This is a genomic window from Geomonas propionica, from assembly GCF_016458235.1.
GTDB lineage: Bacteria > Desulfobacterota > Desulfuromonadia > Geobacterales > Geobacteraceae > Geomonas > Geomonas propionica.
Genome location: NZ_JAEMHK010000009.1, coordinates 146,506 through 161,336, shown reverse-complemented (window position 1 = coordinate 161,336; position 14,831 = coordinate 146,506). Strand labels below are relative to the sequence as shown.

The window sequence follows — 14,831 nt, the reverse complement described above, 5'->3', positions numbered from 1 at the left end:
GCCGACGTCTCCCGGCCTGGCTGCTTTTTTGTCACCCCTGGCGCAACGCGTCCAAAAGCCGGCAGAGCAGGTCCGGGTTGTAGGGCTTGACCGTGGCGGCGCAGAAGCCGTAGGCGTGGAAGTCCTGCATGACGACGTCGTTACTGTAGCCGCTGGAAACGATGAGGCACGCTCCCGGGTCCCGCGCCAGGATCTTTTGGGCCGCCTCCTTCCCCCCCATGCCGCCGGGCACGGTAAGGTCGAGGACCGCGGCGAGGAAGGGGGCGCCGCTGTCGAGCGCCTGCTGGTACAGCTCCACCGCCTCCTGGCCGCTGGCGCAGACGGTAACCTGGTACCCCTGCTCCGAGAGGGCTCCCGCAGCGAGGCTCCTGATCATCTCCTCGTCGTCCATGACCAGCACCGCGTTGCCGCGCCCCGCCTGTGCCGGCGGGTACGGCTTGTGCTGCGCGACGACCGATTCCGCCCCGAAGACGGGGAGGTACAGGGTGAAGGTGGTCCCCCTCCCCCACTGGCTGTCGAAGCTGATCACCCCGCCGTGCCTGGTGACGATGGAATGTACGGTGGCAAGGCCAAGGCCGGTCCCCAGTTGCGCCTTGGTGGTGAAATACGGGGTGAAGATGCTGGACTTGTGTTCGTCGCGGATGCCGCTCCCCTCGTCCCGGAAAGAAAGCTCCACGTAGGAGCCGCACAACGGGGCGGGCAGCCTTTCCCGCTCGCCTGAGACCAGCCTCCCGCGCACCGTGAGTCTCCCCCCCTCCGGCATGGCCTGCACCGCGTTGATGCAGATGCAGTTGAAGGCCTGGCGCATCTGCCCGTCGTCGACGAAGACCGGCGGCAGGTCGGTGGGGAGCTCGATCTTCGCGCTGACGTTGGTCCCCTTGGTAGCGAACTGCACCGACTCCTCGACCAGCGCCGCCACCGGCACCCCCTTTCTCAGGGGCGCCCCCCCCTTGGCGAAGGAGAGGAGCTGGTTGGCGAGGCCGGCGGCGCGCATGGTCGCCTTCTCCGCCTGCTGCAACAGTTCGTGGGACCCGTGGCCGGGATCGAGGAACTTCTTGGCGAAGGAGATGTAGCCCAGCACCCCGGTCAGGGCGTTGTTGAAGTTGTGGGCGATGCCGCCGGCCAGCACCCCGATCGATTCCAGTTTCTGGTTGCGGACCATCTGTTGCTGCAACAGCTCGCGCTCGGTCATGTCGATCATGATGTCGACGATCCTGGCGCCGGAACGCTGGTTGCTGCAGTTCAGCTGGCGCGGGGAGCCGTCCCGGCACAGCGCGCTCATCTCGTAAAAGGTGGCCTGGTTTCCCTGTTCCCACGCCGCGATGGCCGCGCGCCGCTTCTCGAGCACCGCCTCGCGGTACTGCGCGTCCGGGCAGATCAGGGCGAAGAGCACGTCCAGGTCGGGCGCCTGCTCGGGACCGTAGCCGAAGGTGTCCATCATGAAGGAGTTGAGGTACTCGATCTCGCCCTGTTCGTCGGACCAGACGATGCCCAGCGGTAATTGCTGCACCAGGTTCTTCAGCTCCTGGCGCGCCTGGGTCCCCTGCTCGATCTCCTGCTCCAGGTGGAGGTTGACGGAGACCAGTTGCTCCTTGGAGGCGATCTCGAAGTCCATGGCCGCCATGAGCTCCGCGTGCAGGCGGCGGTTCTCCTGCTCGCGCTGCCAAAGCGACTCGGCCAGCCCGTTCAGCGAGGCCGAGGCCCGCCCCGGCTCGTCGTCGGAGACGATATCGATGCGCGAGACGTAGTCCCCGCCGTGGACCTTCTCCAGCCCCCGCATCAAGGTGTTGAAGGACGCGGTCACGCGCCGCAGGATCAGGTAGCAGGAGAGGCTCACGAAGAGCCAGCAGACGGTGGCGAGCACCAGGCTAAGGGCCGCCAGGCGGCGCCCTTCCCGCCACAGGTCGGCGGTGCCCCGGTAAAGCCGCACCTCCCCGACCAGGTCCCCGGGGGCGTCCTGCTCTCCGGCCAGTATCTGTTCCGGCGACAGGCTCAGGGGATGGCCGTGCACCTCCGCCGTCTGGCTGAGCAGTTCCTCGCGTGAGTAGGGCAGGGAGGCGGGAAGCCGGACCAGCACCTTGCCGCGGGCGCTCACGATCTCGACGGCGCGGATACCGGGGAGGCGCATGGTGTCGGCAGCATGGGCCTGCAAAAGTTCGGTGCTCTCCGCGTACAGGGGGAGGCGCACCGCATCGGCCAGGGCGTGGGCCTGCAGTTGCAGCATCTGCACGGCGTGACTCTTGTTCTGGCGGATCTGGTGCAGCACGAACAGGGTGCCGCAGACCACGGCGATGACCGCCGAGAAAAGGGTGAAGCGCAGGAAGAGCTTGAACTGAAAGCTGGAGCGGAAGGTGCGAAAGCGCTGGGGCAGCGACAACCTGTTCATGGCGAAGGCCTTTTCGGGCTGGCCCCGGCAGCACCCCTGCCCGCCGGGGGAAGAGTGACGCGACGGCCAGGCCGTGGTCGACGCGGGACCCGGGGCACCTCATCCATCGGGATGAGATGCGGGATCAGGACCACAGTGACGGTATGGTGTATGACAAAAGCGAAGAGGGTACAGTTAAAATTGCAGCTTGCGGCCACACTTTGTCGACAGAGTCGACGACGATAAACTACAAGATAGTATTAATGTAAATTATTTTGACAGTATACTCTCAAACTGTTAGGTATACCACCTGTTTTATGCCAGTTTTTCCAGAAAAAGATGCGGCTGTCAATGTTCTTTTTTCGATGGAGCGGGATATTTGACTGGTAAATTCCTCCGCAAAGTTTTGCTCGCCTCACTGATGCTCCTGATCCCGCTGGCGCCGATTAGCGCCAGGGGAGAGGACGGGGACGAGGTGACCCGTTCGCTGGGCCTCTCCGAGGAACAGCCTGACGGCGTCTCGCGCCTGCCCCGCCCCGCATCCCTCATCGCCGAAAACGTCACCGTAGTCACCGCCGACGAGATCGCCCGCCTGAACGCCCACACCGTCGCCGACGTGCTGCAGACGGTCCCGGGCGTGCAACTGGACCTGTTGCAGACCCCGGGGGCGATCCTGCTCTACGACATCCTCGGCTCATCGAACCGGCACATCCAGGTGCAGATCGACGGGGTGCCCCAGAATTTCGTCTCGTCGGAAAACCTGGCCCACGTCGGCATGATCCCGGTGCAGATGATCGAGCGCATCGAGGTGATCAATGGGGCGGCCTCCGCGGCCTGGGGTTCGGCGCTGGGCGGCGTCATCAACATCGTCACCAAGTCCCCGGTGACGGAGCGTGGGGCCGCGGGCCTCGCCTCGGCCTCCATCGGCAGGAAGGCGACCAGCGACTTAAGGGGCGAGGTAACCGGCAGCAGCGGGGGATTCGGCTATTACCTGACCGGAGGGACCATCCGCTCCGACGGGGTGGTGCCCGGCAACGACGTCGACTTCGGCCACGGCTTCGGCAAGATCACCTACGACTTCATCGGCGGCGCCAAGGCCACCCTGGGGGTGGACGCCCGCTACGCCGACACGGGGATCATGAGCTCGGCGCGTTACGACTTCTTCGAGACCGGGGCGGTGCGCTACCTGAACGGTTACCTCGCCCTGCAGGTCCCCCTCTCCGGGCGCGCCAGCCTCGAAATGACCGGCCGCGGCGGCGTGCGCGACGCCGAGGACCGCCGGGGGGTACTGTCCCAGGGGCTCCTTTTCTTCAACGCCCAGGCGCGCGAAGTGCACCAGGGGTACACGGCGGCCCTGACTCTTGGGGACGCCCGCCTGGGGGTGAAGACCGGCCTCGAGTTCGAGCGGATCGGGGTGACGCAGCGCGAACTGGTGCGGCATGTGCCGGGAAGCGACGCCGACCTCACCCTTACCCGTTACTCCGCCTACGCCAACGGCACCGTCACCGTGGGGCGGCTCTCGCTGCTCCCGGGCGTGCGGGTCGACCACCTGAACCTGCTCGACGACCCGATCAGCGCGACCATGGGCGCCACCCTGCGCCTGGGCGAGAGCACCCTTTTGCGCGGCTACGCCGCGCGCGGCTACAGCCTGCCGCTCATCAGCTTCTACGGCTCGGCGAACGGCCAGTTGCAGCACGAGTTGCAGCAGGTGGCGACGGTGCAGTGGGGCTTGGAGAGCACCGCCGTCCCTTACCTCTGGCTCAAGGGGATGCTGTTTCACAACAACGTCTGGAACGTCCAGGATTACGATTACCAGGCCGGAATCATGCGCACGCAGAGGCAGCGCCGCCACGGCGTCGACCTGGAACTGCGCACCTCCCGCTGGCACGGCTTCGCGCTAACCGGCGCCTACACCTTCACCGACGGCAGAAACCCGAAGACCGGGGCGGAACTGGACGTCAACCAGAGCGGCCCCCGCCACGCCGTCAAGGGAGCGCTCAGCTACGACAACGCCGCAGCGGGACTCTCCTGCGTTTTGACCGGCAACTACGCCGACTGGAACGTCGGCCCGGCTGCGCACCCGGTGGCGACGCTTTTCGACCTGCACGTGAACCAGAAGCTGCTGCCGGCCCGGGACACCTCGCCGGAACTCTTCTTCTCCGTGCGCAACATCCTCGACGCCAAGCTGTACCAATACGAGTTCCGCCAGACCGCACCGCGCTGGTTCGAAATCGGGGGGAGGTTCCGCTTCTGATGCGCCCCCTTCTTTTTTGCATACTGATCACGACCCTCTCGCTTGCCGCCCCGGCGCTCGCGGCGGACCTCCTGATCCTGCAGTCCAGCCGCAGCCCGGTCTACTCCGAGGCCCTGCGCGGCCTGCGTGCCGCCGCGAGAACCAACGAGCAGCCCCTGGTGCTCTCCGACTACGCCGAGGTGGACGTACAGCGCCTGGTCCGGGAGGAGCGCCCGAGGCTGGTGATCGCGGTGGGGGACAAGGCCTTGAGCGCCTGCCGCAAGCTCAGGGAGGTGCCGGTGCTCTCCATGCTTTCCCTGTCGCTGTCCCAAAAGCCCCAGTCCGACCACGTCGGGGGGGTGGCCATGGTGGCTCCCCCGGAGCGCTACCTGGAACTCTTCGGCCAGTTGGGCGCCAAGCGGGTCGGGGTCCTCTACGACCCGAAACTGTCGGGACTCTACCTGAAGCGCGCCGCCGTCCAGGCGGCCGACCGCGGCATCATCCTGACCATGGAGCCGGTGCGCCACTCGCGCGACCTGCAGGGGCAACTGGAGAAGCTCAAGGGAGAGGTGGACCTCTTGTGGCTCTTGCCGGACAGCACCGTGGTGACCACCGTGAACATGGAGGCGCTGCTGCTCTTTTCCATGACCCAGGGCATCCCCGCCGTCACCTTCACCGGCCAGTACCTCAGAAACGGCGCCGCCGCCGCGCTCGACATCGACCCCTACGACATCGGGGTGCAGACCGGCGAGCTGGTCTCCTCCCTGTTGAGAAACGGCGTCTACCCGAAGGTTCCGGTGCAGGACCCGCGCAAGGTCCGGCTCCAGGTGAACGACAGCGTGCTGCGCAAGCTGCGCCTCAAGACGCCGTAGGGGGATATCCCCCATCGCAATGAAGGGCCGACGCAAAAGAGGCCAGCCGTGAACCGGCTGGCCTCTTCTTATTGCTGCGCTTTTAACGGCCCGTTTACCCCAGCAGCTCGTCCACCGGGGTGTAGTCGAGCCCGAAGGCCTCGGCGACGCCGCGGTAGGTGACCTGGCCCAGGGCCACGTTGATCCCCTCCCTGACGCCGGGGTTCTGGCGCGCCACGTCCCGCCAGCCGCGGTCGGCCAGCGCCACCGCGTAGGGGAGCGTGGCGTTGGTGAGGGCCGCGGTCGAGGTAAGCGGCACCGCGCCCGGCATGTTGGCGACGCAGTAGTGCAGCACCCCCTCCTCGAGGTAGGTCGGCTCGCGATGCGTGGTGGGACGCGAGGTCTCGAAGCAGCCCCCCTGGTCGATGGCGACGTCCACCAGCACCGCCCCGGGCTTCATGGTCTTCAGCATGTCGCGGGTGACCAACTTGGGGGCCTTGGCGCCGTGCACCAGCACCGCCCCGATCACCACGTCCGCCTCCTTGACCAACTCGCGGATGGTGGCCGGCGAGGACATCACCGGGAAACAGTTCTTGGGCATAACCTCGGAGAGGTGGCGCAGGCGCTCCAGGCTCATGTCGAGGAGGTAGACCTTGGCCCCCATGCCGCAGGCCATCTGCGCCGCGTGGGTGCCGACCACGCCGCCGCCGATCACCACCACGGTGGCCGGCGCCACGCCCGGGACCCCGCCCAGCAGGATGCCGCGCCCCCCCTGGGCCCGCTCCGCGTACTTGGCCGCCTGCTGGGCCGCCATGCGACCGGCGACCTCGCTCATCGGGGTCAAAAGCGGCAGCGAGTTGCCCGGACCGGTGATGGTCTCGTAGGCGACCGCGATGCCGCGGCTCTTGATGAAGGCGCGGGTCAGCCCCTCGGCCGCCGCGAAATGGAAGTAGGTGAAGACGATCTGCCCCTCGCGGATCAGGTCGTACTCGCTGGGCTGCGGCTCCTTGACGTGCATGACCATGTCGCTGCGGCGGTAGATCTCAGCCGGCGTGGCCACGACCTCGGCGCCGGCCTGGCGGTAGGCATCGTCCTCGAAACCGCTCCCCGCACCGGCACCCGCCTCCACCAGCAGGGTGTGCCCGTGCCCCACCATGACCTCCACCCCCGCCGGGGTCATGCTGACGCGATTTTCCTCCACTTTGATTTCCTTCAGAATTCCGACGATCATCTTCGTTTCCTTTCTTTTTGGTAGCGGTAAGCTGTCGGAGCAGCCGCGGCCGGACGCCCGGCGCACGTGGAAAATGATACCAAAATCGCGCCGATTTTTTCTTGCGAATCCTGGGGAAAGAGGTTATTTTTTCGCAGAACATTTCAACAAAAGGGGACAACAGTGAAGGATCTTGCGCCTGGTGCCGTAGACAAGATTGATCGGGCCATTCTCACCGAACTGCAAAAGGACGGCAGGCTCTCCAACGTGCAGCTGGCCGAATTGGTCGGGCTCTCCGAAAGCGCCTGCCTGCGCCGGGTGCGCCTTTTGGAGCAAAGCGGCATCATCGACCGCTACGTGATGCTGGTCGACCAGGGGGCCATCGGCAAGCCGGGCAACGTCTTCGTGCGTGTCACCCTGGACGGGCAGCAGCGGGAGAACCTCTCCCAATTCGAGGAGGCGATCACCACCGTGCCCGAGGTGATGGAGTGCTACCTCATGTCCGGCGACGTCGACTACCTGTTGCGGGTGATCGTCAAGGACACCGACGATTACCTGCGCCTGCACAACAAGCTGACCGGCCTCCCGGGGGTGTTGCGGGTGCAGTCGTCCTTCGCCCTGCGCACCGTGATCAGCAAGACCTCCCTCCCCCTGTAACCCCCTCCGGACCATTATTTTTCTAAAATACGAGCGTTACCTTTTCGTGGTAGTTTCATAAAGGTACTGTTACAACCCGTCGTTGCAACAGTCTGAATTTGAAAAGAACTTTCACAGCGGGGGGCTACCACTCTCATTAACCAACCGCCTTCTGAATCCGCCCAGTTAAGACAACCGCCCTGTGCCTCACGCACCCTCCTCCCGCCCTCTTTTTTTCCTCTTTGGCACCACCTCTTCCGGCACTGCATCGCACCTGCTACAGAAAGTCCATTTTTGCATGTAGCTAATTCTTGATGTTTTTTTCTTGTTGACCATTTTAGTCGTGATGATATATATCAGATCCAGAATCAACACAACTTGTGGTACACGATAATACTAAACCACCCGCGAGGGTGGGACGGAAAGCCTACAGGGTCTCACCGAGACAGCCGGGTCGCCGAAATATCACTCACGATATTCGCGCCCGGCTTTTTTGTGCGCGTCATTCGGGGGTAGATGCCTTGAAGTAACGCAACGCAGACCATATATCCGCAGCTTTCCCTGCGGAACCAAGCCCTGATACACGACAATACCAAACCACCCGCGAGGGTGGGACGGAAAGCCTAGGGTCTCACCGAGACAGCCGGGTCGCCGAAATATCTTCACGATGTTCGCGCCCGGCTTTTTTCGTGCCCGAACGCCAACTGTGTCGAACGCGCAGTCCGTATTACGCTTCCGGAGTTACAGCCTGAGCCCCCGCCACCTGGTAGCGGCAGGCAAGCGAAAAGGAGGAACTACCCACTCCGGATGTCCCGAAGCTGTATGAGGAAAAAACCGCAGTATCTCACACAAACACAAAATGGTTTCTTACAACCAAAGGAGCTCGCATGACTCAAAAGAATCAAGGAAGGTTAGTGGTGTTGTTTGTCTTCGCACTGTCCCTGCTGTCCTTTCAGCTCTGGCGCAACGAGGCGCAGGCACAGTCGTCCTATTATACGACCATGGGGTGCGTGAGCTGCCACACGACGACCGCCACCTGCAACGGCTGTCACGCCCACGGCACCCACGCCACCAGCACCAAAAACACCATCAACGTGGCGGGGGCGACCGACAAGACGTCTTACGCGCCCGGTGACACCGTGTCCGTCACCATCACCGGCGGCTACCGTACCGGCTGGGTCCGTGCCGTCGTGCTTGACCAGAACGGCACCCAGGTGGCCATCTCCAACGGCACCGCCAGCGGCATGGGGAGTTCGACCACCTTTCCCGCCATCCTGACCGCGCCGGCACCGGCCGCCGCCGGTACCTATACCTGGAAGGTGGGGTGGTACGGCAACCAGTACGATATTTCCTCCGCGGCCTTCGGCGCCGGTTGGACTCCTGACCCCAACAACCCCAACCACGGCTACCAGTACGTCAGCACCAACTCCTTCACCGTCGCCGCGGCTCCCGCCGCCGACACCACCGCGCCGGTGGTGGGGACCTTCACCCTGCCCGCCACCGCGACCAGCCTGACCGTGCCGGTTTCCGCCTTCACCGCCACCGACAACGTCGCCGTCACCGGCTACCTGATCAGCACCAGCTCCGCGGCTCCGGCCGCCTCCGCCGCCGGGTGGAGCGCCACCGCCCCGACCAGCGTCACCGCGGTCGCCGGGGTGAACACCTTCTACGCCTGGGCGAAGGATGCCGCCGGCAACGTCTCCGCCGCGAAGAGCGCCAGCGTCACCGTCACCCTCCCCGACACCATCGCTCCGGTAGTGGGTAGCTTCACCCTGCCCGCCACGGCAACCACCCTGACCGTGCCGGTCACCGCCTTAACCGCTACCGACAACGTCGCCGTCACCGGCTACCTGGTCAGCACCAGCTCCGCGGCTCCGGCCGCCTCCGCCGCCGGGTGGAGCGCCACTGCCCCGACCAGCGTCACCGCGGTCGCCGGGGCTAATACATTCTACGCCTGGGCCAAGGACGCCGCCGGCAACGTCTCCGCCGCGAAGAGCGCCAGCGTCACCGTGACCCTCCCCGACACCACCGCTCCGGTGGTGGGTACCTTCACCCTGCCGGCCACCGCGACCAGCCTGACCGTGCCGGTCTCCGCCTTCACCGCGAGCGACAACGTCGCCGTCACCGGCTACCTGATCAGCACCAGTTCCGCGGCACCCTCCGCCGGCGCCACCGGGTGGAGTATGGCTCCCCCGGCAGTAGTGACCGCGGTCGAGGGAAGCAACACCTTCTACGCCTTCGCCAAGGACGCGGCTGGCAACGTATCGATCGGCAAGAGCGCGACCGTGACCGTAACCATTCCGGCACCGACCGCCGACACCACCAACCCGACCCTGGTCGTCTCGACCCTGGCCAACGGCTCCTACACTAACAAGGTGACCCTCAACATCAGCGGCAGCGCGACCGACGCCGGCGGGCTGCAGTCGCTCACCATCAACGGCCAGGCCGTCGCCGTCGGCGCCGACGGGTCCTTCAGCGCCGCCGTCACCCTGGTCACCGGTGCCAACGTGATCACCGTGGTGGCCGTGGACCAGGCCGGTAACGCCCAGAGCGACGTCCGTACCATCACCTTCGACCCGACCGCGCCGGCGCTCGCCATCACCGCACCCGGCGACAACAGCGACTCCGCGCAGTCCTACATCACCGTGACCGGCACCGTCGATGAAAGTTCCGTGGTCACCGTGACCGACAACAGCGGCAACCAGACCTCGGCGGCCATCAGCGGCAACACCTTCAGCGCCACCGTCAACCTGGTCGCCGGCGTCAACACCATCACCATTACCGCGACCGACCTGGCCGGCAACGCCACCACCGCCAAGCGCACCGTAACCTACACGCCCAGCGGTGCCCTCACCATGGCGGTCACCTACCCGGCCCAGGACATCACCACCAGCAAGAGCAGCATCGTCTTGACCGGCACCGTGGCGGACACGGTCGGCAAGGCCACCGTCCTCGTGAAAATGAGCGGCCGCACCTACAAGCCCAGGGTCGACAGCACCGGTGTCTTCAAGCAGCAGCTCAGGTTCCTGAAAAACGGCCTGTACGTAGTCACCGTAGTCGCCACCGACGCCGCGGGCAACAGCAGCACGGTCACCCGCAACGTTATCTACCGCAAGGCGACCCTGAGCGAACTGAGGCTCAAGCGCAAGGAGCGCTACGACGACTAACCCGGGCATCTGCCCGGCATGAAAAAAGGCCACCTCCGCAAGGAGGTGGCCCGAACTTGACCCCGCTTTCTCTCTCGGAAGCGGGGTCTTTTCTTTGAGCGAGAGATGCGGACTAGCCGCCTTCTACGACTTGAACTGGTGCGCCAGGCGCTGCAGTTCAACCCAGTTGCCGTTCAACAGGGAGGCGGCGCCGGTGCATCAAAAAATTGACCGGCCTGTAACAGAACCACAAGAAACCTCGTCTATGCTGGCGGCATCGAGGAAGATCATACCGCGTCGACATGGGAGAAACGAAGATGCAAGTTCGCCAGCCCGCCGGGCACCACGAGCAACAAGCCTCAGGCACGGCAACCAGAAATCCTGTACGCCTTCTCGCTGAACTTTGCCAGCACTTGAACGCCGCACCGGACCCGTTCGAAGCACTGGGGATGCTTTTGCAATCGGCAATGGAGGCCACCAATGCAGCCGAGGCGAGAGCGGGAATGGTTATTGACGGCGACGTGGTCGTCACGGAGCGGTCGCCTGTTGCAATCCCTACCCAATTGCGTCGCAGCGATGCAGCCACCCATACCACGTATCAGCGCCTGTCGCGACAGCCGGAGGTCCGAACCAGCAGCGACGGTTCCATCACAATTCCGCTCGTGGACGACGGGCAGGGGATATTGGCCTGGATCGAGCTCAAACGCGCGGCCTCCGCCCCGTTCGCACAGGCGGAGGTTGAACTCCTGGAGGGGATGGCGGCCGCGACTGCGCTGGCACTAGAGACGGGCAGGATGAGGTGCGAGCACCGCAACTCCAGCCGGGCCAGCGACGAGGCCAATTCTCTTCTATCGGCTACCATCGAATCCACGCTTGACGGCATCATGGCCGTCGATGCCAACGGAGACATCATAGCGTACAACCGCCGCTTCATAGAGATGTGGGAGGTTGAAGACGAGGACTTGGCCCGCGGGGACAGCAACGACCTGCTCTTGTCGTTACTGGGTAAGCTCAAAGACCCGGTCCTGTTCTTTGAAAAGGTGAGCGAGCTTTACTGGCAGCCTGAAGCGGAAAGCTACGACGTCGTCGAATTACGGAGCGGCAAGTGCTTCGAACGCTTCTCCCGCCCGTGCCTTAGCGAAGGAAAGGAAGCCGGACGGGTCTGGACCTTCCACGACATAACCGAGTTGAAGAAACTGGAAAACCAGTTGCTGCATGCTCAGAAGATGGAGGCGATAGGCACGCTCGCCGGCGGCATCGCCCACGACTTCAACAACATCATGACCGCCGTGATCGGCTATACGGATCTTCTCCAGCGGGAGTTCTCCCCTCCTGCACCATACCGCGGGTTCCTCGAGAATATCCACACAGCCTCCCACCGCGCCATAGCGGTGGTAAAGAACCTCCTCACCTTCAGCAGAGAGGAAACGCTCCCCACGGCGAAACTGGAATGCAACGCCCTGCTCCAAAATGTCGGCGGGCTTTTGACCAGGCTAGTCGGGCGGGATGTCGATCTCGTAGTGAATCTCTCGAGCGCACCACAAGGAGTCCTGGTGGACCAGGGCCAGATCGAGCAGGTGCTGGTGAATCTCACCACCAACGCCCGGGACGCCATGCCGCGTGGCGGCTCCCTCACCATCGATGTGGCCGACGTCGAGCTTTCAGTTCAGGAACTCGCCGGGCAACACACCGCGAAGCCCGGCCCGTATGTGAAGATCTCCTTTTCGGACACCGGGCTCGGTATCGACGAGGCAGCTACAGGAAGGATTTTCGACCCCTTTTACACCACGAAAGAGGTGGGCAAGGGCTGTGGACTGGGCCTCTCCATAAGCTACGGCATCGTGAAGCGCCACGGCGGGATCATAGAGGTGGCAAGCCGCCAGGACGAGGGAGCGACATTCTCGGTTCTTCTACCCAAAGTGGACCTGAACCCCGTACCGGGGACGCTAACGCTATCTCCCACGACCCAATCCGCCGAGACCGTACTGCGGGCGGAAGTGCACTCCCTCACCTCTCCCCGTCCCCTCGGCTTCATCGTCTGAGGTAGCCACCCTCGCAGGCCGGCGAGCCTTTCCATAGCTCTAGTGCCTCATCGTGGTCAGCCCCGGTTAAAGCTCACCGCAGCAAACCTTTCCCCCGAGCCCCCCAAAGCAACTATTCACGGCACTTTGACGGAACCGTAACCTTTTCTAAACAAAGAAAAGGTAAGAACTATATGAGCCTCGATTTCAGTCGGCGCTATTGATAGGGGATGACATGCAAACGATTCTGATCATAGAAGATGAGCGGGACCTCGCGGAACTGCTAGCTTTCAATCTCGAACGAGAAGGATATAAGACGCTGACAGCTTACGACGGCGCCGAGGGGCTTGATACCGTACAGCGGGTGCTGCCGGATCTGATCCTCTTGGACCTGATGCTGCCCGGGATGTTTGGTACCGACGTGTGCAAGACGGTGAAGAAATCGGAACAAACCGCGCATATCCCGGTGATCATGCTGACGGCAAAGGGAGAGGAAATAGACAAAGTCGTCGGCTTCGAGGTCGGTGCCGACGATTACGTGGTCAAACCGTTTTCCACGCGAGAGTTAATGCTCCGCATCAAGGCGGTGCTGCGCCGGAATGCGCCCGAGCCGGTGGAAAGCAACATCATCACTATGGGCGGCATCAGGATCGACACCAGCCGTCACCTGGTGACGGTGAACGGTAATGAGCTCAATTTCACCACCACCGAATTCAAGCTTTTGTACACCCTGGTGATGCGCTTTGGGAGGGTCCAAAGCAGGGAGGTGCTGCTGCGCGATGTATGGGGCTACAACTTCGTCGAAGACACCACCCGCACCGTCGATACCCACATCACCCGTCTGCGTAACAAGATGGGCACGGAGGGAGACATGATCAAAACCGTGCGGGGCTTCGGTTACAAACTGGAGCTGCAATGAGGTTCAAAGTCATCCTAATACAATCCTTCGTCTTATTGGCGTTTGCCGCCGTGATCTACGGCCACAACCTGCGCCTGTTCGGACCGGGCTGGGCGCTGCTTATGACTGTCTCTATCGTGCTCTGCTCCACCTACCTGGTTTCGGAAGTCAGCATGACCCCCTTGCGCGCCATGGCGGTCATGGCGTCCAGGATCGGCAAGGGTGAGATCAGCACGCGACCTCACGCGGCGACCGATCCCCGGGTTAGCGAGCTCGCGAGGGTGATCCATGAGATGGCGGCGAAGTCGGAGGCTCAATTGGACCGCTTGCAGGCGGAAAAAAACCGGCTGGACACGATCCTGCGCGGCATGGGCGAAGGGATCATGGTGGCCGATCCGCAGGGAAGCATCACTCTCGTCAACCCGGCATTCAAGGAGCTGTTTGGGCTGCATTGCGACGTTGAGGGGCGAATGCTCATCGATATCTCGCGCCACCCCGCACTGCATGAATCCTTCCGCGACATCCTCACTTCGCGCCGGGAGCGTGTCGAGGAGCTGCAGTTGCACTCGCCGAAAGAGACCACCCTTCTGGTGCACTGGGTGCCGCTCGTGGAGTGCACGATGCTGACCGGCGTTGTGGCGGTGTTCCACGACATCTCCGATATCCGGCACATGGAGAAGATGCGGCGAGATTTCGTCGCCAACGTCTCCCACGAACTCCGCACCCCCATCACCATTATTAAAGGGTATGCCGAGACCCTGCTTCGCGGCGCACTGGAACACCCGATACAGGCGAACAAGTTCGTCAGCATCGTGCACTCGCATGCGGACCGGCTCGCCTCCCTGGTCAGCGACCTGCTCACCCTATCCCAGCTGGAATCCGGGGCAGTCCCCCTCGACGCCACGAGCGTGCAGGTCCACGACACAGCCCAGCACGTGGTGGCCCTACTGGAACAGAAGATACGGGAACGCGGCATCAGGGTCGACCTCACCGGACTTGAGGGCGCGCCGTGCGTCATGGCGGATCCGGGACGACTGGAACAGGTCATCGTGAACCTGCTCGATAACGCGATCAAATACACCCCTACCGGCGGTTCGGTGACGCTCCGCTCCACCTGCGAAGGAGGCAACGTCACCATCGCCGTTCAGGATACCGGCATCGGCATCCCATCGAAGGACCTCCCGCGCATCTTCGAGCGCTTCTACCGGGTCGACTCGGCGCGCAGTCGCGAGGCGGGGGGGACCGGCCTGGGGTTGTCCATCGTGAAGCACATAGTCCAGCTGCAAGGGGGGACGGTATCGGTGCAAAGTTCCGGGCAAGGCTCCACCTTCTTTGTCACGCTCAACCGGGCCGAAACGTCCGACAGCGCGGCACTGGCGCCGACCACGGCACAAGCCTGACCTGCGCAAAGCTCTCCTCCCCAGTGAGAAGCCCCATTTCTCTGCCAGTAAAGGTAACCGAGGTTTCACCC

9 protein-coding genes and 2 riboswitches are annotated in these 14,831 nt (G+C 63.7%); of the genes, 7 read left to right on the top strand and 2 right to left on the bottom strand.

The features are described from left to right. Nucleotides 1-31: 31 nt before the first annotated feature. Nucleotides 32-2,386 (bottom strand): hybrid sensor histidine kinase/response regulator, encoded by a 2,355-nt coding sequence (locus tag JFN90_RS13240; protein WP_199395588.1) that lies wholly within the window; start codon nucleotides 2,384-2,386, stop codon nucleotides 32-34. Between the two features lie 358 nt (nucleotides 2,387-2,744). Between JFN90_RS13240 and JFN90_RS13235 the strand changes: the two genes are divergently transcribed. Next, entirely contained in the window at nucleotides 2,745-4,619 is a 1,875-nt protein-coding gene (locus JFN90_RS13235; RefSeq protein ID WP_236018994.1) for a TonB-dependent receptor plug domain-containing protein, read from the top strand. After that, complete coding sequence (locus JFN90_RS13230) at nucleotides 4,619-5,470, top strand: ABC transporter substrate-binding protein (RefSeq protein WP_199395587.1); 852 nt, start codon at nucleotides 4,619-4,621, stop codon at nucleotides 5,468-5,470. The genes JFN90_RS13235 and JFN90_RS13230 overlap by 1 nt, the downstream gene beginning before the upstream one ends. Nucleotides 5,471-5,564: 94 nt before the next feature. Here JFN90_RS13230 and ald read toward each other — a convergent pair whose 3' ends face one another. Next, entirely contained in the window at nucleotides 5,565-6,680 is a 1,116-nt protein-coding gene (gene ald / locus JFN90_RS13225) for an alanine dehydrogenase (protein ID WP_199395586.1), read from the bottom strand. 162 nt (nucleotides 6,681-6,842) lie between these two features. Here ald and JFN90_RS22540 point away from each other — a divergent pair, with 162 nt between their 5' ends. The 5 genes from JFN90_RS22540 (at nucleotide 6,843) to pnpS (ending at nucleotide 14,760) form a co-directional block, all read left to right on the top strand. Then, a complete protein-coding gene (locus JFN90_RS22540) occupies nucleotides 6,843-7,316 on the top strand; it encodes an Lrp/AsnC family transcriptional regulator (RefSeq protein ID WP_199395585.1) in 474 nt (157 codons plus the stop codon). A 364-nt stretch (nucleotides 7,317-7,680) separates the two neighbouring features. Beyond that, nucleotides 7,681-7,757, top strand: a riboswitch (cyclic di-GMP riboswitch). Between the two features lie 119 nt (nucleotides 7,758-7,876). Further along, nucleotides 7,877-7,951: riboswitch (cyclic di-GMP riboswitch) on the top strand. Between the two features lie 231 nt (nucleotides 7,952-8,182). Further along, entirely contained in the window at nucleotides 8,183-10,462 is a 2,280-nt protein-coding gene (locus JFN90_RS22410) for a hypothetical protein (RefSeq protein ID WP_199395584.1), read from the top strand. 296 nt (nucleotides 10,463-10,758) lie between these two features. Beyond that, nucleotides 10,759-12,483, top strand: a complete 1,725-nt coding sequence (locus tag JFN90_RS13210) for a two-component system sensor histidine kinase NtrB (protein ID WP_199395583.1) — start codon at nucleotides 10,759-10,761, stop codon at nucleotides 12,481-12,483. Nucleotides 12,484-12,697: 214 nt separating this feature from the next. Next, nucleotides 12,698-13,381: a response regulator gene (locus JFN90_RS13205; protein WP_199395582.1), complete on the top strand. Its 684-nt coding sequence runs from the start codon at nucleotides 12,698-12,700 to the stop codon at nucleotides 13,379-13,381. Next, nucleotides 13,378-14,760, top strand: coding sequence for a two-component system histidine kinase PnpS (gene pnpS / locus JFN90_RS13200; protein ID WP_199395581.1), 1,383 nt, complete (start codon nucleotides 13,378-13,380; stop codon nucleotides 14,758-14,760). The genes JFN90_RS13205 and pnpS overlap by 4 nt, the downstream gene beginning before the upstream one ends. Nucleotides 14,761-14,831 lie beyond the last annotated feature (71 nt).

Coding starts and splice junctions, on each gene's coding strand:
- JFN90_RS13205 (WP_199395582.1), top strand. CDS start 12,698: ATGCAAACGATTCTGATCATAGAAGATGAGCGGGACCTCGCGGAACTG.
- pnpS (WP_199395581.1), top strand. CDS start 13,378: ATGAGGTTCAAAGTCATCCTAATACAATCCTTCGTCTTATTGGCGTTT.
- JFN90_RS13240 (WP_199395588.1), bottom strand. CDS start 2,386: ATGAACAGGTTGTCGCTGCCCCAGCGCTTTCGCACCTTCCGCTCCAGC.
- JFN90_RS22410 (WP_199395584.1), top strand. CDS start 8,183: ATGACTCAAAAGAATCAAGGAAGGTTAGTGGTGTTGTTTGTCTTCGCA.
- JFN90_RS13210 (WP_199395583.1), top strand. CDS start 10,759: ATGCAAGTTCGCCAGCCCGCCGGGCACCACGAGCAACAAGCCTCAGGC.
- JFN90_RS13230 (WP_199395587.1), top strand. CDS start 4,619: ATGCGCCCCCTTCTTTTTTGCATACTGATCACGACCCTCTCGCTTGCC.
- ald (WP_199395586.1), bottom strand. CDS start 6,680: ATGATCGTCGGAATTCTGAAGGAAATCAAAGTGGAGGAAAATCGCGTC.